Here is a 23355-nt window from a genome sequence, read left to right as displayed (position 1 = left end):
CTATTTCTGCTTTTTTCTTGTGTGATGATTGCGGATGGTTTTCTTTGGTGCCGGACCATGCTTTGATTCTCTGTTACGCCCGGCATTCTCTGTATATTTGTTGTCGCCATGCTCTTTTCTGACAGGCCGGATCAGACATTTTTCCCCATACCCAACCAGATCCATACGCCCTGCAATTTTCAATCCTTCGAGAACCAGTTCTCTGTTGACCGGATTCTTATATTGCATAAGCGCACGTTGAATGGCTTTTTCATGGGCGCTCTTCGGCACATAAACCTTTTCGCCTGTAAGAGGATGGATTCCCGTGTAATACATACAGGTAGACAGTGTAGAAGGTGTTGGGTAAAAGTCCTGCACCTGCTCCGGAGTAAAGCCAAGATCACGGACATATTCTGCCAGCTTCACAGCCTCTTTCATGGTACATCCCGGATGGGAGGACATAAAATATGGCACGGCAAACTGCTGTAAGCCAGCCTTCTTATTTGCCTTGTCAAATTCCTTCAAAAATTTCTCATACACTTCGTGGGACGGCTTGCCCATATATTTCAGCACCTGATTGGAAACATGCTCAGGAGCTACACGAAGCTGTCCGCTTACATGATATTTGGCAAGTTCATTAAGAAAAGTTTTGTCCGGGTCTGCCAACACATAATCGAAACGCACACCGGAACGGACAAATACTTTTTTTACTTTTGGAAGATCCCGGAGCTTACGAAGAAGAGAAACGTAATCTTTGTGATCCGCGGTCAGATTCTTACATGGCTCAGGAAACAGACAATGACGGTTCTTGCAAACGCCTCTGGTCAGCTGTTTCTGGCAGGAAGGCTGGCGAAAGTCTGCTGTAGGTCCGCCTACATCGTGGATATATCCCTTGAAATCTTTCTCCTCGGTCATGTGGACCGCTTCTTTCAGAATTGATTCATGACTTCTGGTCTGCAGGATTCTTCCCTGATGAAAAGTTAATGCACAGAAGCTGCAGCTTCCGAAACAACCCCTGTTGCTGGTAAGGCTGAATTTAATTTCCTCTAATGCAGGAATTCCGCCGTCTTTCTCATACATGGGATGATAATTTCCCACATAAGGAAGATCATATACATCGTCCATCTCCCCCTGTGTAAGAGGTAATGCAGGTGGATTCTGGATTACATAGCCCTTTGTTCCGTAGGATTCGGCCATGGTTCCTGCTGTAAAAGGATCTGTATTCTGATACTGGATGGCAAAGCTTCTGGCATAAGCCAGCTTATCCGCCTGTACTTCATCAAAAGAAGGAAGTATGATCGGCTCGTAAGTGCGGGACAGATCCCTGCATTTATAGACGGTTCCTGCCACGTAGGTAATTTCGCTGACAGGGATTCCGCTGTCAAGAGCCTCTGCAATCTCAATAATAGAATGCTCTCCCATTCCGTAGGAAATCAAGTCTGCGCCGGAATCTATGAGGATACTGTGCTTCACCTTATTTTCCCAGTAATCGTAATGTGCCATACGTCTGAGGCTTGCCTCGATTCCACCAAGGATTACAGGAGTTTTCTTAAAAGTCTGACGAATCAGATTACTGTATACAATAACAGCACGGTCTGGCCGCAAACCCATTTTACCGCCAGGAGAATAAGAATCCTTCTGGCGGTGCTTTTTTGCAACGGTATAGTGATTAACCATGGAATCCATATTGCCGGCACTTACAAGGAAGCCAAGGCGAGGCTCTCCAAATATGGCAATACTCTCCTTCCTGCGCCAGTCGGGCTGAGGGATAATTCCCACTTTATAGCCCCGGCTATCCAGAAGGCGGCTGATAATAGCAGTTCCAAAAGAGGAATGATCTACGTAAGCATCTCCTGTCACGTAGACAAAATCTACCTGATCCCAGCCTCTGTCCTTCATGTCTTTTTTTGTAACTGGTAAAAATTGTGACATCTATATTTTTCTCCTATGCACTGCTCATTCTGTAAGGCGTGTTCCAAGAATGATGTGAACAAAATGAACAGTAACGTATTTTCGGACAGATTTATGAAATACAGCTCTTGCCTGGCTGATGTCCGATATTATGGTAAACAGCCTGGGCGCGGTAACCTTCCGCGATAATATCAAGCTGTCTGTGAAAACGCTCCAGCTGTTTCAAATCTTTGGTATGGAAAACACGAAGAAATTCTGTCTGAATTTTGGTAATCTCCCGTTCGCTGGATACGCGGTAAAGATTTTCTATATTATTGAGAATATCTTTTACAAGATTGGACTGCATCTGGGAAGAATTCTGGGCATCCATGATTTCATCGCGCACAGAAGACATTTCCTGATCCAGCAAAATAATAGCATCCGCGGCATTCGTCAGACGCTCTGCCACATGCGGCGGCATGTCCCCTTTATATTTGTACTGAAGGGAATGTTCGATCGTTGCCCAGAAGTCCATAGCCATGGTGCGGATCTGAATTTCCGCCTGCAGCTTCCGGGGACCATTTAATGTTTCTACTGTATAATAAATGATCAGATGGAGACTTCTGTAACCACTCTGTTTCACATGCTTCAGATAATTCTTCTCACTCTTAATGGTCATATCTGACCGGTTTTGGATCAGGGATGCTACTGTCTCAATATCTTCCTCAAACTGACAGATAATACGGATTCCGGCAATGTCTTCTACTTCTTCCTCCATGCGTTCCATAGGAATATGCTTGCGCTGCATTTTCTCCAGAATGCTGGATACACTTTTCACTCGTCCGCTTACCTGCTCAATAGGGGAATACAGATCATTTTCTCGATGTTCGCTGATAATGTGTTCAAATTTGACAATCAGTTCCCTGACTGCCAGTTCGTAGGGGCATAAAATGCTTCTCCATAACTGTATTTCCATATAAATCGCTCCTTACAGAATATGGGCATTGTATTATGAAAAATATTCTGCAGTTAAATTTAAGTGTGTCTGCCCATATGTTTAATCATTATAGCATATATTTCAAAAAATTTGTTATCAATAAGTGTATTTTTTTACTTTTTTCTCCATTGCCTGTAAGACATAGTAAGGGTTTACACTCAGTTCCTCTTTTCCCTGTGGATTTATGTAGATTCCCAGATGAAGATGAACCGGAAATTTTCCGGACATTCCTTCTTCTCCGTATCCGGTATCTCCCATGAATCCAAGGATCTGCCCCGCTTCCACTGCTTCACCTGTCTGAAAATATTTTTCATAGGATGCAAGATGGGCATAATAAAAATACCCTCCATGAGGAGAACGGATTCCGATCCGGTATCCGCCAAGAGGAAGCCATCCGATTTTTTCTATTTTGCCATCAGTCATGGAAATCACAGGATAAAATCCGGATTGAGAAACCCTGCCAAAGAGATCGCAGCCTTCGTGCATCCGGCTTCCACCATAGCTTCGGGCAGCGCCAAAGGTGTTTTCATAAAAAATCTCTTGCCATATTTCTCTATCGTTTCTGATCGGAATGGGAAAATTTTCCAGGTCTTTCCAGACAGCCAGATAACAGTTTCTCAGGTCATAATAGGCTTTGGGTTTGAAGCGCAGATACGCTTCCCTGTTTCCGGAAAGATATTTTGGAAAAAATTTTCCATTCAGCATAGTTGTTGTAAGAAGATCGGCAAATTCTCCATCTGAAAGCACTTGTTCTTCTAACTCTGCATATAGCACAGACGACAAAGCCTGTTCCCGGAAGCTTTCTGTAAAACAGGTGTCCGGTTTTAGCAGGGAAGCCTGGCTTCTTTGCTGAATAAAATTCTGAAGCAAGATAAGCAGCGGCAAAAGAAAAAGAAGAAGGAGTAAGTGTTTCCCGGTCTTTCTTTTCATGGCATTTCCTCTCTTTAATATATGGGAAAAGGTGGATGATTTTTTTGTTACCAGTAAATAGTAACGATTTTTTCACCCTCAGATAATATATGGAAAATCAGAAAAATTAGAACAAAAAATCAGCTGTATGGAAAATATTTTTTCCAAATACAGCTGATTCGAATGATCAAAGGCTATGGCAGCCACAGTTACTATTTAATGGGGGTATGCCAAAAGCTTTATGAAAAACAGGCTTTTAAATATACATGTAATTATCAGTCTTTCAAATTTTTCAATACTTCTGTCAGATATTCCCAAACCCGTTTCACAGAAGCCATATCAAGGCGTTCTTTGCTGGTGTGGATGTCCAGAATATCCGGTCCAAGAGAGGTGCAGTCAAGGTTTTCCATTCGCTCATAAAAAATACCACATTCCAGACCGGCATGAATGGCAACTACCTCCAGGTCTTTACCGTACATGTTTTTATAAATTTCTACCATCTTGTCACGAAGAGGAGAAGCTTTACGATACTCCCATGCAGGATAAGCCCCCTCAGTCTCATATTCGCCTCCCAGAAATTCTGTCAGATATTGGATTTTATGGGAAAGAGCCTCTTTGGCAGTTCCTACAGAGCTTCGGATACTGGTCTGTACAAACAACTCGTCCCCATACAGCTTCAGAATTCCGGGATTGCAGGAGGTTTCCACCAGATTTTCTATGGTACCACTCATTTTCTTAACACCAAATGGCATGTTCATCAGATAAAAAAGCACTTTTTCCTGGCTGGTGGGATGAAGAACCTGTGCATCCATATCCCCTTCTTCTGTTATCTGAATTGTAATAGTATCATCTGTACCAGTGTATTCTGCCCGGAAATCCTTCTGCATTTTCTTTGCAAGGGAAGTGATCTGAGAAATTTCTTCCGGAAGCACAAGAAGAACCGCTTCGCATTCTTTTGTAATAACGTTGTCCTGCTGACCACCTTCTAATTCTTTTAATGCATAGCCACAGACATGGGAAAGTTCATAAAGAAACTGTCCCATAAGAATATTGGCACTTGCGCGGTTTTTGTGTATTTCAGCTCCGGAATGGCCTCCCACAAGTCCACAGACTTTTACGTTAACTTTTCTGCCGGAAGCGTCCACACGCCGGACTGGCAGATAAGAATTTCCAGCAACACCACCAGCGCAGCTTACCCACAGACAGCCCTCTTTTTCAGAATCCAGATTGATCATTCTTCTTCCCTTCAAAAGGCTGCAGTCGAATCCGTCAGCGCCCAGAAGCCCCGTCTCTTCATCGACGGTGAAAACAACCTCCAAAGTCGGATGCGGCAAATCTGTACTGTCTAAAAGCGCAAGGCCATAAGCCACTGCAATTCCGTCATCTCCGCCAAGAGTGGTGCCCTCGGCTGATAAAAAGCCATCTTTCACAACCAGCTTTAGTCCATCCTTTGTAAAATCATGTTCGATTTCCGGGCATTTCGCACAAACCATATCCATATGTCCCTGAAGGATGACTGTGGGCGCGTTTTCGTAGCCAGGTGTTGCAGGTTTATAAATCACAACATTATTCATGTCATCCTGAACATATTTCAAATCATGTTCCTTTGCAAAATTCACCAGATAATCACTGATTTGTTTTGTATTTCCTGAACCATGTGGAATACCACAGATTTCCTCAAAATAGTGAAACACATTTTTGGGTTCGAAGTTTTCTAAAATTGCCATATGGGTTACCTCCAAAATTTTATATATGGTTTGTATTTATCTTTTCGGCATTTTGAGACAGAAACAGAATATAAATTTTATATAATGATTTTTTAAACATACTTCAGGCTGCTGAACACAACCTGACTATAACTTCACATGTTGGGCTTTTATTTTAATAACGAGGTCAAAATGAAGAAAAAAATAATCCTGCTTTCTGTTATCCTGCTTTTACTCTTCCTTCTGTGTTACCCGGCCGAAGCTCTTGCTGCGGCAAGAAACGGACTGAAACTGTGGTTGGAGACCTTACTGCCTACCCTTCTTCCGTTTATGATCCTTACAGGAATTCTGGTGCACACAGATTGGATTACAAAAATTTTACAACCAACTGCTCCTTTTTTCAAGGTCGTTTTTGGGCTTTCTCCAGGAGGTGCCTATGTATTTCTTCTGGGACTTCTCACCGGTTACCCTATGGGGGCAAAATTAACCGCAGATTTGTATTATGCTGGAAAAATCAGCCGGCAGGAGGCTGAATATTTGTTAACTTTCTGCAATAATCCAAGTCCGGCCTTTCTTATTACTTATGTGGGACATATCTGTCTGGAGGGAAAATTACATATTGGTTTTCTTGTGAGGATTCTGCTTCTATCAGACATGATCTGCATGTGTTTTTTTCGCTTTACATTCTATAGAAAAAACTCACTGCTTTCCTTTTGTACGCCAAAAACATCTGAGCAGGAATATACTTCTGCCGGGCTTCTGGATTTTGTCATTATGAATAGTTTTGAAACTATGGCAAAACTGGGTGGTTACATTCTTATGTTCTCTATACTGTCCGCTGCCATAAGTCATTTCTGGTATCTTCCGGCACAGGGAAAATATATTCTTCTCGGACTGATAGAAGTTACCACTGGTCTCCATGGGCTCCTGCTGTCCGGGTTTTCTTATTCCCTTCGTGTACTTCTTGCACTGTGTATGAGTGCATTCGGAGGATTCTGTATTATGGCGCAAACAAAAAGCGTACTTGGAAAGGAACTCTCCCTTCATCCGTACGCTTCTGCAAAATGTATGAATGCAGCAGTTACTGCTGTTCTCATACTTATATTCTTATAAATATGATCACTGCTCACATAAAACAATTATAGAATAGTTTTAGTGAATTGCAATCAGATAAAGTCTGCTATATTTCGCGCAGAAAAATTAGTTATCGCCAATCTCGTCCAGAAGAGCTTCATCTTCCTTGGAAGCCTCTGTATCAGCCGGCTGATAAGAGCCGGACATTGCAGCTGCCTGAGCAGTCTGTGGCGCAAGCTCCTGACGATTATGGTTTACAACATCCATGCATGCCTGAAGAGCATCGATGAATCCTTTATATTTGCCGCCAGCATCCTCAAGAGTCTGGGTAAGTACGGAACCGATGTTTGCCATCATGTCATCTGTGTATGTGATCGCGCTGAGACGAATGCTGTTAGCATCCTGTGTAGCGGAATCCAGAATCTCCTGAGCCTGACGATTCGCTGCATTGATAGTCTCGTTTGCCTGCGCATATGCTTTCTGCATGATCTCATGCTGGGTAACAAGCTCCTGAGCTTTATTCTGTGCATCTGCGATCAGTGCATCTGCCTTTGTCTGTGCATCCTCAAGGATGGCATCCTTATTGCTGATGATCTTCTGATAACGTTTGATCTCGTCTGGAGTCTTAAGCCGAAGTTCACGAAGAAGCTCTTCGATTTCTTCTTTATTCACTACAATCTTAGTTGTAGAAAGTGGCTGATATTTACAACTGTCTACATATTCTTCGATTTCTTCAATGATCTGTTCAATTCTGCTGCTCATAGTAAACTCTCCTTATTCTATTTCTTCAAATCGTGCATCTTTTTCTTAACAGCTTCGGTAATTTCCGGCGGAGCAAATTTGCTCAGGTCGCCATCATAGCCTGCTACTTCTTTCATAATAGTAGAGCTAAGATATGCATATTCCAGGCTTGTCGTCAGAAACACGGTGTCAATATCCGGAGCAAGCACCCGGTTTGTCTGTGCCATCTGCAGTTCAAATTCAAAATCGGTAACTGCACGAAGCCCGCGCACGATCACCTGTGCATGATTCTCTCTGGCAAAGTTCACAGAAAGACCCTTGAATGCCTTGATTTCTACATTCTCCATGTCTTTTGTTGCCTTTTCTAGTATATTAACACGTTCTTCAACAGAAAACAACGGACTTTTTGCAGAATTATGCAAAACTCCTACGATTACTTTGTCGAAAGATACGCTTGCACGCTTGATTATGTCCAGATGACCATAAGTGGCCGGATCAAAACTTCCTGGATAAACAGCTATTACCATGTATTTTTCTCACTTTCCCCGGCATAAAAAGATATGCTTGTTAGTTTTGTATTCTTTGGAACGCAGCTGTCTGTAGCCAAGATCTTCCACATAACCGAAATCTGTAGTAAGGTCAGCTTCCACGATGATCAGTGTATTCTCATCCAGAATACTGCTGTCCTGAAGGTATTCCAGAACCTGACGCTCCAGTTCATGGTTATATGGGGGATCCATAAATATGCAGTCAAAAACGCCCTTTCCTTCTAAGGAACGAAGGGCCTGCATCACGTCCATATTCAGCAGTGTACCACTATCTGCAAGTTTTGTAAATGTCAGATTTTCTCTTATGCATGTGCATGCCTTGGGATTTTTTTCAACAAAAACAGCCCGAGCTGCTCCGCGGCTTAATGCCTCAATGCCGATTGCACCGCTTCCGCTGAACAGATCAAGGAAGTGACAATCCAGAAGTTCAGGCTGAAGAATATTAAAAAGAGTTTCTTTGATGCGGTCTGTGGTCGGGCGTGTGTCCATACCCGGCACAGTCTTAAGGTTCAGTCGTCTTGCTTTTCCTGCGATGACTCTCATTTCAGATTCAGTCTCCAATCCAGATCACCACGGGCCAGTCCAAGAATAAGAAGTTCTGCAGTAGCGATATTGGTCGCCACCGGAATATTATACTGGTCACAGCGCTTTACAATAGCTGTGATGTCTGGCTCCTTTGGATCTATCATAACAGGATTATAGAAAAGTATTACCATATCCAGATCCTGCCGCTCTACCATTTCCATGAACTGCTTATCGCCTCCGATACTGCCCGGTAAAAACTTATGGACATGAAGACCGGTGGCTTCCTCAATTCTTCTTCCTGTAGTGCCGGTAGCATATACTTCATGCTTGGCCAGGATGTTCTTATAAGCGATACAGAAATCTTCAATGAGAACTTTTTTACTATTATGTGCAATGATACCTAAATTCATAGTTCACCTCTCCCATTTCTTTCTGTTTATTGTATTAATTATAGCAAATTGACAAAAGAAGTGCAACAAAAACGTTTGAATATATACAAAATTCATTATTTGTTAAGAATTTGTTTTTAAATGACGTATTGATTTATCTGGTTTTTTTATATTTTATTGTGCAAATCAGCTCCGTATTCTACCGATACGCTTCATTTTTTAGCCTTATTACATGAAAATTTTTCTGTATAAGTATATGAATACGCACAATTTTCATAATTTTCGCACATTTGAAGATAAAAATTTCACAATTTCTTTTTATATGTAAAAAAATATATGGAATAGTTATTTTTGTATATTTTTATATGAGAAGCGTATTGTTTTCGATAGTTTTCAATAATCTTCACAGCTGATTTTTGTTTGTTTACACCACTTTTACACCATTTTATTTTCCTCCAAATCATCCCAAGGTTTCAGACCCATTTCCTCCCAGGTGATACCATACGGTGCACCTCCGGAGGTATAACCGGCAATAAAGAAAAATCGGTCATCTTGCAAGATCTCTTCTTTAGCCAGATTATCTCTTGTTTCTTTTTTCAGTTTTGCTCTCATCTGTTGTTTCTTTTGTTTCGCAACAGCTGCTTTTTCTTCCGGTGTTTTCTTATGTTTTTTTGTCATAAGTATTTCTAGTGTAATTCCATTCTGAATGCCTTCTTTCATCAGCATAATCATTGTATCAGGATAAAGTTCACAAAGTATCCGCAATACGTTCCCATAAGTTCATGTCATTATTGAAATCGTACATATTTCAGTATAAAAAGTTCACCATTCAAATTCTGATTATTATTTCTCCACATACTCTTCTGCCATATGTACTGCCATAGCACCATCTGCCACTGCTGTTACTATCTGACGAAGTAACTTTGTTCTGACATCTCCTACAGCATAAACACCCGGAATACTCGTTTCAGTGTTTTCACCTGCCACAATATATCCTTTATTATCCATTTCTATCTGATTATCTAAAAAATCTGTTGTCGGTTTTCTTCCTATACTCACAAACAGGCCGTCACATTCTATAATGTTTTCTTCTCCTGTAACTGTATCTTTCAACCGCACACCAGTCAATCGTTCTCCATAAATCAGTTCATTTACTGTATTGTTCCATCGAAACTCTATATTTTCAGTTTTCATCAGCTGGTCATGGTAGATTTTCGTTGCACGTAATGTATCTCTTCGATGAACAATGATGACTTTCTTAGCAATTCGACTTAAAAGAACAGCATCTGATGCAGCAGAATTTCCACCACCAACCACCACCACGATCTTATCTTTATAAAACATACCATCACAGGAGGCACAATAAGCAACCCCATGACCTATCAATTCTTTTTCTTTAGCGAGACCAAGTTCTCTTGGATTTGCTCCAGTAGCAATCACTACTGTTTTCCCAATATAAATTCCCGAACTAGTTTCTACTCTCTTAAGCTTTCCTGTTAAATCCATATTAAAAACTTCAGCATATTCACTTTTAGCGCCAAATTTTTCCGCCTGTTTTTGCATTTTCTCTGCCAATGAAAATCCGTCAATTCCATTTTCAAAACCAGGATAGTTATCAATCTGCCAGGTCAATGACATCTGACCACCTGCAGATAATTTTTCTAAAACAATGGTATCAAATCCTGCTCTGGCTGCGTATAATGCTGATGTATACCCTCCAGGTCCTCCCCCCACGATAATCATATCGTAAACATGATTTTCATTCATACAGCAGTCCTCCTTTTATTTTTCCAATGCTTCATTAATAAAATTCTCTATCATTATTTTTGATTCAGGTGCAACAATAGAATCTATTGCCTTTCCATTTCGATATAAAACCAGCGTAGGAATCACCTCAATCTTTTCAGCTTCTGCAATCTGTGGTTCTTCATCAATATTCACTTTTCCAGCAATAAGAATATCGCTGTATTCTTCACTTATTTTTTCATAAGCCGCTCCAATTCTACGGCAATAACCACACCAAGGTGCCCAGAAATCAACCAAAACCGGTTTTTCCTTATGAATTAATTGTCCAAACTTTTCTTTATTTATATTTATAGATGTCATATTTTTCAACTCCTTCTCCTATTTGAACTTAATATACCCCAAATAAGTGCTTGCTTCCGTGATGATATCACAGAAAAGATAATTTACTTTATTACACTTCTTTTTATTTCTATTTATGGCATATGCCAGTTATATAATTGACGCATCTAAAAAAAGCAAGTATACTATGTTCGTAAAGGAGATAACGGTTATGAACTTCGAAAATTGTTTTCCACTATGGAATGACTTAAATACAACACAGAAAAAAATAATTTCAGACAATTTAATCACACAGTATGTAAAAAAAGGGACAATCATTCACAATGGAAACCTGGATTGCACTGGATTATTACTGGTTAAATCCGGGCAGCTTCGAACCTACATACTTTCAGATGAAGGACGAGAGATTACACTTTACCGTCTGTTCGATATGGATATGTGTCTTTTATCCGCCTCATGTATCATACGCTCCATTCAATTTGAAGTAACCATTGAAGCAGAAAAAGATACTGATCTTTGGATCATCCCTGCTGAAATCTATAAGGGCATTATGAAGGAATCTGCTCCCGTCGCAAACTATACCAATGAGTTAATAGCCACCCGTTTTTCTGATGTCATGTGGCTGATTGAACAAATCATGTGGAAGAGTTTGGATAAGCGTGTTGCTTCATTTCTTTTAGAAGAGACCTCTATCGAAGGAACAAACGAGCTGAAAATCACTCATGAGACGATTGCTAATCATCTTGGTTCCCACAGGGAAGTTATCACTCGAATGCTTCGATACTTTCAAGGCGAAGGTCTCGTCAAACTCTCCCGCGGCAAAATCACAATCCTTGATCCAAAAAGACTGGAAACACTCCAAAGATCATAAAATTGTTTTTCTGTAACATATAAAGAAGAATCCTCCATTTATCAGAATTATGAAAGTCATTCTAATAAATGGGGGATCTTTTTATGCTATAAGAAAATTATAAAAATATTATGATTATTTTTAATAATCCATACCACATGCATATGCCTTTTCAATCAGCGCACGGTCATTGACAACTGCATCATAGAAGCGGAATCCGCCGGAGAAGTTGTATGTTTCATATCCATTTCCTTCCAGAATACGACTGGCAATATAACTTCGCAGCCCACTCTGGCATATCAGGTAAACAGGCTTTCCCCTCTCAATTTCATTGATACGTTCCCTTAGTTCATCTACAGGAATGTTTTTGAATCCATCCATATGCCCCCTGTTAAATTCACCTACAGTTCTCACATCCAGCAACACAACACTTTTATCTCTAGAAATCTTATCCATATCTTCCAGATGCCATTGTTTTAAGGTACCTTTTGCTATATTGTCTATCATGAATCCTGCCATATTTACAGGATCCTTGGCAGAGGAATAAGGCGGTGCATATGCGAGATCCAAATCCTTCAGCTGGGTTGCCTTCAGCCCTGCATGGATTGCTGTTGCCAGCACATCAATACGTTTATCAACTCCTTCATATCCAATAATCTGAGCACCAAGCAAACGATAGGTCTCTTTTTCAAAAACCACCTTCATTGTCATCACTTTTCCACCAGGATAGTAACCGACATGACTCATAGGAGAAAGAATTACTGTATCTACCTCTAATCCTGACTTTTTGGCATTGGTTTCATTGATACCTGTAGTGGCTGCTGTCATATCAAACACTTTTATAACGGAGCTTCCCTGACTGCCCAGGTAACGACTATCACCGCCACAAATATTATCAGCGATGATTCTGCCCTGTTTATTGGCTGGTCCTGCCAAAGAAATCAGCGCATCATTACCCGTAACATAATGTTTTACCTGAACTGCATCACCTGCAGCATAAATATCCGGTACAGAGGTTTCCATTCTGTCATTCACTATAATACTTTCCTTGATGCCAAGTTCCAGACCGGCTTCTTTTGCTAATACTGTGTCTGGTGTGACTCCGATTGCCAGAACTACCATATCAGCCTGAAGGGATGGATTATCTTTCAACAGGACCTCCACTCCGTTGTCTTTTTCTTTAAATCCTTCTACTGTATAGCCCAGTACCAGTTTTATCCCATGCTTTCTCATTTCATTATGGATCATGGATGCCATATCCGGGTCAAAAGGGTTCATCAGCTGCTTAGGCCGCTGGACAATCGTAACATCCATGCCAAGCTCCCTCAAATTTTCTGCCAGTTCCAGACCAATAAAACCGCCACCTGCCAATACAGCCGATTTTGGATGATTCTTATTTATATATTCCTTTATCCGAAAAGTGTCTTCTACAGTACGAAGTGTAAAAAGTTTATCAATACCTACTCCGGGAAGTCTCGGCTGTGTTGGCTTTGCACCTGGAGAGAGGATCAGCTTATCATATTTTTCTTCAAATATCTCACCATTCTCTAAATTTTTCACTGAAACCTTTTTACGTTCCGGATGTATGGAGATAACTTCATGATGAATTTTCATGTTAATACGGAAGCGTTTAAAAAAACTCTCTGGTGTCTGTAGTGTAAGTTCTTCCGGGTCTGTGATCACGTCTCCAATATAATATGGAAGTCCACAATTTGCATAGGATATGTATCCGGATCTTTCAAACACAGTAATTTCAGCATGTTCATTCAGTCTGCGTATTCTTGCTGCGGCTGTAGCTCCTCCGGCTACACCTCCTACAATTATTACCTTCATCTTATTTTTCCACCTTTCCTGAGTAAGCTGCAATGCCACCGATATTATTTACTTTAGAATATCCCATTCGTTGCAGTATCCCAGTTGCCTGGCGGCTTCGTGAACCGGAATAACAGTATACAAACAGTGGGATATCCTTATTCTTCGCTACAGAAGCAATATTGTCAAGTTGCTGCAACGGCACATTTTTACTTTCTGGTATATGTCCTTCCTGATATTCCTGCGGTGTACGTACATCCAGCAGAACTGCATCATCAGTCCTTTTATATTCTTCTATGCCTTGATTAATATTCGACTGTTTAAAGAGATCAAAAAATCCCATTAGCACACCTCCCTAAAGCATTTCTAAAATCGCATTCTTAGGTCTCGCCCCTGAAACTTGCTGTACAATCTTCCCATTCTTCATAACCACTAAAGTCGGAATGCTCATAATACTGAACTTATTTGCCAGTTCAGGCTCTTCATCTACATTAATCTTTCCAACTTTAATATCTCTACGCTCACTTGCAATCTCCTCTACAATGGGTACTACCATGCGGCAAGGCGCACACCAAGATGCCCAAAAATCTAAAAGAACGGGTTTATCGGAATTCAGTACTTCGTTCTGAAAATTATTTTTATTGATATTAATAGCAGACATTTTACAGTCCTCCTTATCTTTTTCTTTTTGTAGATTTATTATAGTCTTAATTTCATTTATTATCCGTGATTACATCACCATACCTCATTAACTTAACTTCTTGCCATACCATCTACACTTAATATAACACCTGTAATGTAACTCGCCTCATCTGAAGCAAGAAACACAAACGCATTGGCAATATCTTCTGGCTGTCCAAGACGACGCAATGGAATTCTTTCAATCATAGGTTCGATAACTTCCTTTGGCACGGCCTTCATCATATCAGTTTCTGTAATCCCAGGTGCAACAGCATTAACACGAATACCTTTAGGTCCTAGTTCTCTTGCTAATGATACAGTCAATCCGTTTACTGCAAACTTCGATGCCGGATAAGCAAACCCACTTGGCTGTCCCGAAATACTCACCATGGAAGAAGTTGAGAGAATGACCCCCTTGCCTCTTGCCACCATACATTCTGCTGCTACACGAGTAGTATTAAATACTCCTTTTACATTTAGATCCATGACTTTATCAAAAGTCTCCTCTGTATAATCCATAAATGAGGTGTTTTCTGAAATCCCTGCATTATTTACCAATATGTCGACACATCCATATTTTTCAGTTGCCTCTTTAAAAGCCTTTCTGACAGACTCCATGCTTGCCAGATTTGGACTAATTCCAGCAACTATTGCATTGGGATATTTTTCTTTTAATTTATCTACAGCAACATCTGCCGATTCCTGTGAACTTGCTGCCAACACAACTGAAGCACCTTCCTTCAAGAATTTATCAGATGTAGCAAATCCTATACCACGGCTTCCACCCGTAATGATTGCAACTTTATCTTTTAATCTCATTTAGACTACCTCCTTACTTTGTTTGTAGGTACATTATAAGCAAAAGGTAAATCATTTTCTGTGATATCATCACAAACTATCGCAATAAAAAACCCTGTTGCTCACACGCACCAGGGTTTCAGACTGTAGACAAAGGGGGATGTGAAATAAGTCCCCTTTTGTGTGTTTCAAATCAGTTCTGTTAATACTTTAATGAAGAAGATCACGATCACCACAATCATAACCGGTTTTACGATCTTGTGACCGTTTGAAGTAAAGCTATGACTTCCAAGATAATTCCCTGCCATGTTACAAACTCCTGCTGCAATTCCCAGTGGCAAAAGCACTTTGCCATTGATCAGAAATACGACAAGTGCTGTGATATTGGTTGTCAGATTGATTGCCTTTGTGGCACCTGCTGCATCGTTTAATGTCATATGACAGAAACCGGTAAATAAAAGCATCAGAAATGTTCCTGTTCCCGGTCCGTAAATCCCATCATAAATACCAACTACAGCTGCGATCAGAATACTTTTAAAAATCAGCATTCCATTGATTACTTCTGTTGCATTTTCGTCTTTTCCTTTCAGTGCTTTGCTTCTCAGTACATAAAACAAAATGACCGGAAGCACAACCAGCATGGCGATCTTTAAAGCTTTCTCCGAAATCAGAAGAGCCAGATGAGATCCTATCCAGGATCCGGCAATTGCACCAAAAACTGCCGGAATACAGATTTTCCATTTCATAAAGCCTTTTTTCATGTAGTGAAAAGATGCCACGAAAGTTCCCATGGAGCTGCTCATTTTATTTGTTGCAATTGCAGTATGTACCGGCAATCCCGCAATCATATATGCCGGAAGTGAGATCAGTCCGCCTCCTCCGGCAATCGAATCCACAAATCCTGCCAGAAATACAAAAAAACATACTACCAGATAAACTAAAACCACATTTTCTCCCACGTTCCCTGTCCTTAATTTCCTTTTGTATTTTTATTATTTTTTCATCGCAATCAATGTCGGGCGAAGAATCTGTACGTATTCTTCATACATTACTTCTCGCAGAAAATCTACATATTCCCAGAAAGTCAGCTCACCGTCCGGTGTAAGGATTTCAAAATCTGTATCATACACATTTACAAACAATCCCGTCTCCTGAAGTCCGTTCCGAAGATAAAAAGCCTTTCTTTTTTTGCGTTCTTCAGCATTTTCTGCTTTTTCATCCTGTGTTTCTATTTCAAAAATATATTTATGATTTTTGAACTTTTTAAGTAATGCCTCCAGTCCCCTGCTTCCATATCCGTAATTTCTTTTCTCCGGTACAATTGCATAATAATCCAGAAGCGCCCTATCCTGCTCCGCATCGATCAGATTGATTGCCAATCCTACGAATTCATCTTCGTCAACCATTGCAAGCATCTCCATCTTTCCATCTGCTACCAGGTTTTCCATTACCTGCAGGGGCTTTTTCTCCTGTTCCGGAAATGCTTTATCATACAGATCATAAAGCTGCCATTTATATTTTGCGCCTTCATCGGCAATGTTTACAAGTTTCATTTTTCTCTCCTGCTTAATTATTAATCATATCCGGCCATGACAGAATTTCTCCGGCAATCTTTTCTTCATAATCGCCCTCAATATCCTCACTTCTGCCTGCCTCATAGATATTTGTCTCTGCACCCCAGACTCCATCGTGATATTCCCACACATGGAATTTCAGTCCGCGGAACATAAAATCCAGACTTCCGCATCCGTCTTCTTCGGTATATTCAAACCTGATATTTTTTTGATTCAATGCATCCTGTACTGTCTGCAATCTCATATTCATTCCCCCGTCTTGCATATTTATTAGTTATTGCTGTTCACAACAACACCTGTTTGTTACTGTTCACTCCGTTCACAGCAACTTGGTCAAAATCCATTCCAAAACACCTCGCGGAATACTGCCTGTGTTCACAGCAACACCTGTTTTTCTAGTATAACACATCTTCGGCGGTTGTCTATTGTAAAAAACGCTTCGATGATTTATTATAGTAAATAGCGAAATAATGAGGAGTGTAACCTTATGACTACAAAAATGGTTTTTCATGGAAGTGACATAGAAAAAATATGTGACTACTATCATTTAAATAAAGAAGATATCGTTAAATTCGGGGCAAATGTCAATCCTCTTGGCCTCTCCGCCTCTGTAAAAAAAGAAATTGCAGAAAATGTTGATCTTTTTTCTTCTTATCCGGACAGAGATTATGTATCTCTCAGAAATACGATCTCAGAATACTGCAGGATTCCCGCTGAATTTATTTTACCGGGAAATGGTTCCAGTGAACTGATCTCACTTCTGATTCAGGAACGTGCGCCGAAACACACCCTGATTCTCGGACCGACATATTCCGAATATTCCAGAGAACTTTCTTTCTCCGGAAGCACACAGGAATATTATCATCTGCGAGAAGAACGAAATTTCACTCTCGATGTAGAGGATCTGTGCAAAACTCTGGAAAACGGTTATGATTTCCTGATTCTCTGCAATCCGAATAATCCGACTTCCTCTGCGATCATGGAGGAAGATCTCCGCAAACTGATCGCATTCTGTGCAGATAAAGATATTTTTGTCATGATCGATGAAACTTACGTAGAGTTCGCACCAGATGTCGAAGAAATAACTGCAATTCCTCTGACCAGAGAATTTACCAATCTTATGGTACTGCGTGGTGTTTCTAAATTTTATGCTGCACCGGGCATGCGTCTCGGTTACGGAATTACCGGAAATATGGAATTTCTTTCCAAAATGCGAGAAAAACAGACGCCATGGTCACTGAACAGTCTTGGTGCCTTTGCCGGAGAGCTGATGCTCCGTGACCACGACTACATTCAGGAAACGCGTGATCTGATCCTCGATGAGCGTGACCGCATGGAGCAGGAACTTCAAAATATCCCTACTTTTAAAGTTTATCCTGCCTATGCCAATTTCATCTTATTAAAAATCCGCCGGGACGGTCTGACTTCCGCCGATGTCTTTGAGGCCTGCATCAAAAAAGGCCTGATGATCCGCGACTGTTCTTCCTTCCAGTGCCTGGACGGCGAATTTGTCCGCTTCTGCATCATGATGCACGACGATAATACAAAACTCTTAAACGTACTGAAGCAGCTGTAATCCAGCTGCTTCAGACTGTAGACAAAGCCCTGCTTTTGCAGGGTTTTGCTATTGTTGGAACCGCTTTTCTGATATAATAAATATCAGAAGGGCGGTGTTTTTTATGATGACGAAAAATGCAGATAAAAACAGAGAACAAATGATGATGTTTTCCATGGATGACATGGTACCTCAAAACCATATGCTGCGATTGATTGATAAAGCAATCAATTGGAATTTTATTTATGATCTGGTTGAAGAAAAATACTGTCCGGATAACGGCCGTCCCAGTATGGATCCCGTCATGCTGATAAAGATACCATTCATTCAGTATCTCTATGGGATAAAAAGCATGCGTCAGACCATGAAAGAGATCGAGGTAAACGTTGCATACCGCTGGTTTCTCGGACTAGACATGTTAGATCCAGTACCTCATTTCTCTACATTTGGAAAGAATTATACCCGCCGTTTCAAAGATACAGACCTTTTTGAGCATATCTTTTCAAAGATTCTGGAAAAACGAGGTTGGAACACAGCCAGATTTTTGTTGATTTTGAAGAAAATAAAAAGAAAAGAAGTTTTAAAAGAAAAATGGTGCTGGGCATAACACCCAACACCAAGTTTGTCTACAGTCTGAAACCCTGTTGCTCACACGCACCAGGGTTTTTGTTTATCTATCCGTATTTAAATAATCAGAATTTTATTCAACTTCTGAAAACTGATCTTTTCCAACATTACATAATGGGCATTCAAAATCTTCTGGAACGTCCTCCCACTTTGTTCCTGGTGCAATACCACCTTCAGGATAACCTTTCTCTTCATCATATTCCCATCCGCAAACGTCACATACATATTTCATTAGTTTGTTCCTCCTTCTATTATTATAATAATCAATATTACTGATTACCTTTTATTTAAAATAATAATTCAATCATCATTTTTTCCGTTCAAAAACATATTCTGCATCTGATGATAAATCAGAGCGGAATGAATAGCCTAGTCTATCAAATTTCTTAATATCCTCAGGATTTTCAATTCTGTTTTCAGCCATGAACCTAACCATTTCACCACGGGCCATCTTAGCATATGTACCTTTTGTCACCAGTTTATCTCCTGATAACTCACAAAATGTAATCGTAATGTATCTATCCTGTCGTGTCAGATATTTTTCTATGCACTTAGAGTATTCTTTCGATGCCAGATTGATTATAATCCTGCTGTTATCAATCACTGAGCGGTATAATAAATCTCCCCAGTACTCATATAGATTTTTTGTTTCTCCTATTCCAACCTTCGCCTGCATTTCCAAACGATAAGGCGTCACACCATCCCTTGGTTTTAACACACCATAAAATGCAGATATTATTCTCAAATGCTTTTGTACATACTCGAACTGACTGTCCTCAAACACGGATGGAGCCATATATTGAAAAGCAATTCCTTCATATGATAAGACAGCTGGGGTAAGTAAATGATAAAGATCCATGTTTTCCAATCTATTGAAGTTCTGTTCTGTAATTTTGTCATTACATTTCCAGATAGTCTTCAGTTCTTCTTTTGACTTACTTTTCAACCAACTTTGTATCTCTGTCGTCTTTTCAATAAATTCAGGCAATCCATCCGGCGCTATGCTGTCAGTATCTGTAATCATCTTTTTAGCAGGGGATAATATTATCTTCATTAATCTAATTCCTTGAGCATATTTTCAGGATCATCTGCAGCCTTGACTTTATCATTTGCCTTTATAATAATCCCCTGTTCATCAATAAGATATGTGGTTCTTACTACTCCCATAGAGACTTTTCCATAATTTTTCTTTTCTTTCCATACATCATATGCTTCAATAACTTTCCGCTCTGGATCTGCTAAAAGTGTAAATGCCAATCCATATTTTTCCTCAAATCTCTTATGAGAGGATACAGAATCCTTACTGACTCCAAGAATAACTGCTCCTTTTTCGGTAAACTGAGGGTATCGCTCAGAAAACCCACATGCCTGTTTCGTGCATCCCGCTGTATTATCCTTGGGATAGAAATATAAAATCACTTTTTTTCCTGTATAATCCGATAATCTATGTATTTTCCCATTTTGATCTGGCAACTCAAAATCCGGTGCCTTAACCCCTACTTCCAACATTATTTATCCCTCCCTTTCTGTATCTTTCTCTTTATTCGCCTTTTTCTTCCTATTCCCGGTAATCATTTTATGACCTGTATATATCGCCATTACCATACATAACATAGAACTTAAAGCAAAGTATTTGTGACTTGATTTTTGCTTTTTATATCCAGTGTAAAAAGTCCCAAGCATTGTGATCAATGCTCCTACTGACCAATATTTATGTGCTTTCATGTAATTCCTCCATTTTTTCAGTGTATTCAATTCTAATTATACGCTACCATATTCTTATGTCAATTTGATAATAGAGCATTCCTATAAAATTTTTCAAAATATCATTGTCAAAACTATGTATTGTTATCCTTTAATTTTTCTTTGAAATAATTGACAAAAAGCTTGCTTTCAGGAGATTACTATTTAATCTCTTTTCCATCTATATATAGTTGAAATTTATCAGGATTATTGACAACATCATAGTCCTTTCCGTATTCTACAGGTCTATATTCGGCTGTCATTACCGATTCCCCGTCTTCAATATCTTCTTTCCATAAATAGATGTTCATATCAATGCTCGTCGCATATCCTCTGTCTGTGGAGAATTTTGTCGAATGAAAAGAATCATCCTTGTACATCTGCAAAAGTTTTCTTGCAAACGCTTCTCTATCCTCAATATCTTCCCTATTTGCGACCACGGTTATATTTTCATCCCGATTTACAGAAAAAGTTCCAACTACATCTGGTTCGCCTTCTTTATGACTGGATTCAAATTTCCCATAAATACTTCCTGCAGCAATTATCAAGATTGCTGTTCCTGAAATTACTGCAATTATCTTTTTCTTCATATTTTTAATTTCCTTTTAATTTTTTTACTGCGTAATTGATTACTTCTTCCGGTGTGGGCCTGTCTCCTTTAAGTGTCATTTTCTTCCATTCTTCCTGCACTGCCGGGTCAGGATTAACAAATCCTGCATCTATGGCTATCTGCATTTCTCTGCGTACTTCTTCTGGTGTTGTGTTATACTTTTCTGCAATCTTCTCATATATAGTTTTCTCTCTCATTCATTTTCCTCAGATATATAAGTGGAATTATATCTTGTTCTATAAAATCAATTTAGCATATTTCTGTTGGCATGAAAAGAGACTTTACAACTTAAAATTGGATAAAAAGGACAAAAAAAGAAGAGCTGCTTGCTCTTCCCATATAGTAGTAGTAAAATAATATGTCATGCCAGCGCAATATATTACCTAGAATATCGCTATAACAGGAAAGGGGCTGCATTATGACAGCCCCTAGTTTACTTCATCACGTTGTCTACATTCTGAGTGAACTCGTTCCCTGGTTTATTTTAGCATCGATCTGGATTTTGTTTCATAAAGATAAATTTTGCCACAGAGCGGTCGTATGTTTTAATGTGTCCAAACAGCCAGTCGATTACATTTTTCTGTACAAGTTCACTGAACCGATCTGTTGGTCCTTCATACTCCTGAAGGTATTCATACAGTTCCTGAATTGTCTTTTTAAACTCTTCATGTTTTTCATAATGTTTTTCACGCTCTGGATAACCGGCTTTTTCCTGAAGTGCTTCTTCTTCTTTAAAATGAAAGTCAGTATACTCGTTAAGATAATCCAGAAGTTTGATCGCCTTTACCTTGCTGTCGCCATTTTGACAGGCAATTACAAAGTTCTGAATACGGTCAATCAATTCTTTGTGCTGTGTATCGATTGTTTTATTTCCTGTTACTAAATTGTCATCAAAGGTAATGTTTAAATCGTAAGTCATAATTTGACCTCCATTTCTTTTATATGTTCTCTTAGGCTCTTTTAATGTCTGGCAGTTTCGTATCTGCATTTTCTGCTTAGTCTTCTACAGGAACGAAAACATCTTTTCCTAATCCGCAGATTGGGCATGTCCAGTCATCTGGAATATCCTCAAATGCAGTTCCTGGAGCGATACCTCCGTCTGGATCGCCTACTGCCGGATCATAAATATAGCCACATGGTTCACATTCATATTTTTTCATAGTCATTTTCCCTTTTCAATGTCGATTTATTTTTGTTACCAAGTTCCTAGCAATTTTTCTAACACTTTGTTTCTTGTATATCTGTATTATACATGATAATTATTCTTTTGTCAATAATAGTAATTATTATTATTTTTGTACTTAGCATAAACTGATATTTGAATTGCACATTTACATATTGTATATATTATGGGAATAGTTGAATAAAAAAATGAACTCTATTCATTAAAGACAGAGTTGCTGGAAATTACTTCTCTCCAACAACTTTCTTCGTCTTTAAGTCCTTGAAACACAATACTGTCCAATCAGATTCATCCAATTGTTATATTTATTCTTTTCACACACCTTTCGGCAAATTTCATTTTCCATCAATACACAGAACATCTTATCATAATCAAATGCCCAAACAGCACCATTCACATGGTTTTCCACTGCTTTCTGATCTATGTTCTTTAAACGTGTGACCATTTTTTCAATTTCTCCATTTCTCAAGTTACCGATATTTTTGCAGATAAACCGAAAGAAATTCAACGTTGCATATTCGTCATGCCAATGGAACTCTTCTGGATTGTTTTTAATTTTACTGGCTCGCTGCTGTTCTTTGATTATCTGATCAGCTACATCTTTCATCGAATCTTCGTATCTCATATTACTCACCTACTCTTCCTCAACGCCCAGTGACGGTCTAAATCTTTTATCCTTTGCCTGCGGTACCACGATCTCATGATTTTGATGGGAAGCAATTACTTACTACAACTTGCAGAAGCGGATATCCAAAAGGCATTGTGGGAGCTGCCTTTGCTGACCGAAATCCATCTTCTTATGTAAAACCTGCAGGAATATAAAGGGAAAGTGACTATCCCTGCCGATTAATAATCCAAATAATATCGTCTATACCAATCTCTCCTTATGCTGTTTTTCTCTCCATAAACCATTTATCCACTTCGTAAAACAAGTGGCTTTCCTGCCCCTGTATCATACAGGTGTACATCATTCCTACACCGCCTGCCTTTCTGCTGGCGCACCGCTCGATTTTCAAAATTCTGTCAATGCTATACTTTCTTCCATCCTCCCATGTAAAAAATATGGGAACCAGCTGTCC

General features: G+C 39.6%; 31 protein-coding genes and 1 pseudogene. 4 read left to right on the top strand and 28 right to left on the bottom strand.

Annotation, left to right across the window (positions count from 1 at the left end; all coding sequences use genetic code 11):
• The 4 genes from AB5706_RS18575 to AB5706_RS18560 form a co-directional block, all read right to left on the bottom strand.
• Positions 1–1911 (bottom strand): YgiQ family radical SAM protein, encoded by a 1911-nt coding sequence (locus AB5706_RS18575; protein WP_173771943.1) that lies wholly within the window; start codon positions 1909–1911, stop codon positions 1–3.
• Between the two features lie 91 nt (positions 1912–2002).
• Positions 2003–2845, bottom strand: a complete 843-nt coding sequence (locus AB5706_RS18570) for a GTP pyrophosphokinase (RefSeq protein WP_118583092.1) — start codon at positions 2843–2845, stop codon at positions 2003–2005.
• 117 nt (positions 2846–2962) lie between these two features.
• A complete protein-coding gene (locus AB5706_RS18565; RefSeq protein ID WP_226814959.1) occupies positions 2963–3796 on the bottom strand; it encodes a M23 family metallopeptidase in 834 nt (277 codons plus the stop codon).
• Positions 3797–4050: 254 nt separating this feature from the next.
• Complete coding sequence (locus AB5706_RS18560) at positions 4051–5502, bottom strand: aminoacyl-histidine dipeptidase (RefSeq protein WP_173716736.1); 1452 nt, start codon at positions 5500–5502, stop codon at positions 4051–4053.
• Positions 5503–5673: 171 nt separating this feature from the next.
• On the opposite strand from AB5706_RS18560, the gene AB5706_RS18555 reads away from it, so the two are divergent.
• On the top strand, positions 5674–6594 hold the full coding sequence (locus AB5706_RS18555) for a nucleoside recognition domain-containing protein (protein WP_173771946.1): 921 nt from the start codon (positions 5674–5676) through the stop codon (positions 6592–6594).
• An 87-nt stretch (positions 6595–6681) separates the two neighbouring features.
• Here AB5706_RS18555 and AB5706_RS18550 read toward each other — a convergent pair whose 3' ends face one another.
• The 7 genes from AB5706_RS18550 to AB5706_RS18520 form a co-directional block, all read right to left on the bottom strand.
• Positions 6682–7317 (bottom strand): ATPase, encoded by a 636-nt coding sequence (locus AB5706_RS18550; protein ID WP_118583101.1) that lies wholly within the window; start codon positions 7315–7317, stop codon positions 6682–6684.
• A gap of 17 nt (positions 7318–7334) precedes the next feature.
• Positions 7335–7823 (bottom strand): pantetheine-phosphate adenylyltransferase, encoded by a 489-nt coding sequence (coaD, locus tag AB5706_RS18545; RefSeq protein WP_118583104.1) that lies wholly within the window; start codon positions 7821–7823, stop codon positions 7335–7337.
• 9 nt (positions 7824–7832) lie between these two features.
• Positions 7833–8387, bottom strand: a complete 555-nt coding sequence (rsmD, locus tag AB5706_RS18540; RefSeq protein WP_118583107.1) for a 16S rRNA (guanine(966)-N(2))-methyltransferase RsmD — start codon at positions 8385–8387, stop codon at positions 7833–7835.
• Entirely contained in the window at positions 8384–8779 is a 396-nt protein-coding gene (locus tag AB5706_RS18535) for a methylglyoxal synthase (protein WP_021926957.1), read from the bottom strand. Before AB5706_RS18535 ends, rsmD begins: the two co-directional genes overlap by 4 nt.
• Before the next feature lie 414 nt (positions 8780–9193).
• Entirely contained in the window at positions 9194–9436 is a 243-nt protein-coding gene (locus tag AB5706_RS18530; protein WP_118583170.1) for a hypothetical protein, read from the bottom strand.
• 165 nt (positions 9437–9601) lie between these two features.
• Complete coding sequence (gene trxB / locus AB5706_RS18525) at positions 9602–10525, bottom strand: thioredoxin-disulfide reductase (protein WP_243881955.1); 924 nt, start codon at positions 10523–10525, stop codon at positions 9602–9604.
• A 15-nt stretch (positions 10526–10540) separates the two neighbouring features.
• Positions 10541–10864, bottom strand: a complete 324-nt coding sequence (locus AB5706_RS18520) for a thioredoxin family protein (RefSeq protein WP_055057012.1) — start codon at positions 10862–10864, stop codon at positions 10541–10543.
• A gap of 115 nt (positions 10865–10979) precedes the next feature.
• On the opposite strand from AB5706_RS18520, the gene AB5706_RS18515 reads away from it, so the two are divergent.
• Entirely contained in the window at positions 10980–11714 is a 735-nt protein-coding gene (locus AB5706_RS18515) for a Crp/Fnr family transcriptional regulator (protein WP_347562194.1), read from the top strand.
• A gap of 120 nt (positions 11715–11834) precedes the next feature.
• On the opposite strand, the gene AB5706_RS18510 is transcribed toward AB5706_RS18515, so the two are convergent.
• The 7 genes from AB5706_RS18510 to AB5706_RS18480 all read right to left on the bottom strand — a co-directional run bounded on the left by AB5706_RS18510 (position 11835) and on the right by AB5706_RS18480 (position 16802).
• Positions 11835–13526: an FAD-dependent oxidoreductase gene (locus AB5706_RS18510; RefSeq protein ID WP_368366259.1), complete on the bottom strand. Its 1692-nt coding sequence runs from the start codon at positions 13524–13526 to the stop codon at positions 11835–11837.
• 1 nt (position 13527) lies between these two features.
• Entirely contained in the window at positions 13528–13848 is a 321-nt protein-coding gene (locus AB5706_RS18505; RefSeq protein ID WP_005421613.1) for a rhodanese-like domain-containing protein, read from the bottom strand.
• Between the two features lie 12 nt (positions 13849–13860).
• Positions 13861–14166 (bottom strand): thioredoxin, encoded by a 306-nt coding sequence (gene trxA, locus AB5706_RS18500; RefSeq protein WP_005421612.1) that lies wholly within the window; start codon positions 14164–14166, stop codon positions 13861–13863.
• 92 nt (positions 14167–14258) lie between these two features.
• Complete coding sequence (locus AB5706_RS18495) at positions 14259–15005, bottom strand: SDR family NAD(P)-dependent oxidoreductase (protein ID WP_173716729.1); 747 nt, start codon at positions 15003–15005, stop codon at positions 14259–14261.
• A 167-nt stretch (positions 15006–15172) separates the two neighbouring features.
• A complete protein-coding gene (locus AB5706_RS18490) occupies positions 15173–15931 on the bottom strand; it encodes a sulfite exporter TauE/SafE family protein (protein ID WP_118583172.1) in 759 nt (252 codons plus the stop codon).
• 45 nt (positions 15932–15976) lie between these two features.
• On the bottom strand, positions 15977–16537 hold the full coding sequence (locus AB5706_RS18485; RefSeq protein ID WP_173716727.1) for a GNAT family N-acetyltransferase: 561 nt from the start codon (positions 16535–16537) through the stop codon (positions 15977–15979).
• A 13-nt stretch (positions 16538–16550) separates the two neighbouring features.
• Complete coding sequence (locus tag AB5706_RS18480; protein ID WP_118583122.1) at positions 16551–16802, bottom strand: kinase; 252 nt, start codon at positions 16800–16802, stop codon at positions 16551–16553.
• Between the two features lie 243 nt (positions 16803–17045).
• Here AB5706_RS18480 and AB5706_RS18475 point away from each other — a divergent pair, with 243 nt between their 5' ends.
• Together AB5706_RS18475 and AB5706_RS18470 are read left to right on the top strand one after the other, a co-directional pair.
• Complete coding sequence (locus tag AB5706_RS18475; RefSeq protein ID WP_173771954.1) at positions 17046–18134, top strand: pyridoxal phosphate-dependent aminotransferase; 1089 nt, start codon at positions 17046–17048, stop codon at positions 18132–18134.
• A gap of 103 nt (positions 18135–18237) precedes the next feature.
• Positions 18238–18633, top strand: a pseudogene (locus AB5706_RS18470) (transposase); the annotation flags it as partial.
• A 180-nt stretch (positions 18634–18813) separates the two neighbouring features.
• Here the strand turns inward: AB5706_RS18470 and AB5706_RS18465 are convergent.
• From AB5706_RS18465 to AB5706_RS18420, 10 genes are all read right to left on the bottom strand, one after another.
• Positions 18814–18972, bottom strand: a complete 159-nt coding sequence (locus AB5706_RS18465; RefSeq protein ID WP_055055545.1) for a rubredoxin — start codon at positions 18970–18972, stop codon at positions 18814–18816.
• A gap of 75 nt (positions 18973–19047) precedes the next feature.
• Complete coding sequence (gene yaaA, locus AB5706_RS18460; protein WP_148463576.1) at positions 19048–19794, bottom strand: peroxide stress protein YaaA; 747 nt, start codon at positions 19792–19794, stop codon at positions 19048–19050.
• Positions 19794–20249, bottom strand: a complete 456-nt coding sequence (gene bcp / locus AB5706_RS18455) for a thioredoxin-dependent thiol peroxidase (RefSeq protein WP_055060581.1) — start codon at positions 20247–20249, stop codon at positions 19794–19796. The genes yaaA and bcp overlap by 1 nt, the downstream gene beginning before the upstream one ends.
• 3 nt (positions 20250–20252) lie before the next feature.
• Positions 20253–20465, bottom strand: coding sequence for a DUF6219 family protein (locus tag AB5706_RS18450; RefSeq protein ID WP_005421604.1), 213 nt, complete (start codon positions 20463–20465; stop codon positions 20253–20255).
• A gap of 179 nt (positions 20466–20644) precedes the next feature.
• Complete coding sequence (locus AB5706_RS18445; protein WP_024854725.1) at positions 20645–21073, bottom strand: hypothetical protein; 429 nt, start codon at positions 21071–21073, stop codon at positions 20645–20647.
• A 4-nt stretch (positions 21074–21077) separates the two neighbouring features.
• Complete coding sequence (locus tag AB5706_RS18440; protein WP_148463578.1) at positions 21078–21290, bottom strand: sporulation initiation factor Spo0A C-terminal domain-containing protein; 213 nt, start codon at positions 21288–21290, stop codon at positions 21078–21080.
• A gap of 287 nt (positions 21291–21577) precedes the next feature.
• On the bottom strand, positions 21578–22012 hold the full coding sequence (locus AB5706_RS18435; RefSeq protein ID WP_019161195.1) for a bacteriohemerythrin: 435 nt from the start codon (positions 22010–22012) through the stop codon (positions 21578–21580).
• Between the two features lie 76 nt (positions 22013–22088).
• Positions 22089–22253 carry a rubredoxin gene (gene rd, locus AB5706_RS18430; protein ID WP_148463579.1) on the bottom strand — a complete coding sequence of 55 codons (165 nt, stop codon included), beginning with the start codon at positions 22251–22253 and terminating at the stop codon, positions 22089–22091.
• 276 nt (positions 22254–22529) lie between these two features.
• The gene (locus AB5706_RS18425; RefSeq protein WP_148463580.1) at positions 22530–22901 is read right to left on the bottom strand and encodes a hypothetical protein; all 372 of its coding nucleotides are present in this window, start codon (positions 22899–22901) and stop codon (positions 22530–22532) included.
• 259 nt (positions 22902–23160) lie between these two features.
• Positions 23161–23355 (bottom strand): hypothetical protein (locus tag AB5706_RS18420; RefSeq protein WP_272105124.1); only part of this gene is annotated, 195 nt, incomplete at its 5' end.

This window comes from Ruminococcus sp. RTP21484sp1_RTP21277st1_D2_RTP21277_210401, assembly GCF_040924225.1.
Lineage (GTDB): Bacteria > Bacillota > Clostridia > Lachnospirales > Lachnospiraceae > Blautia_A > Blautia_A faecis.
Note: the sequence above shows the minus strand (reverse complement) of the source record. Positions and strands in the feature narration are given on the sequence as shown.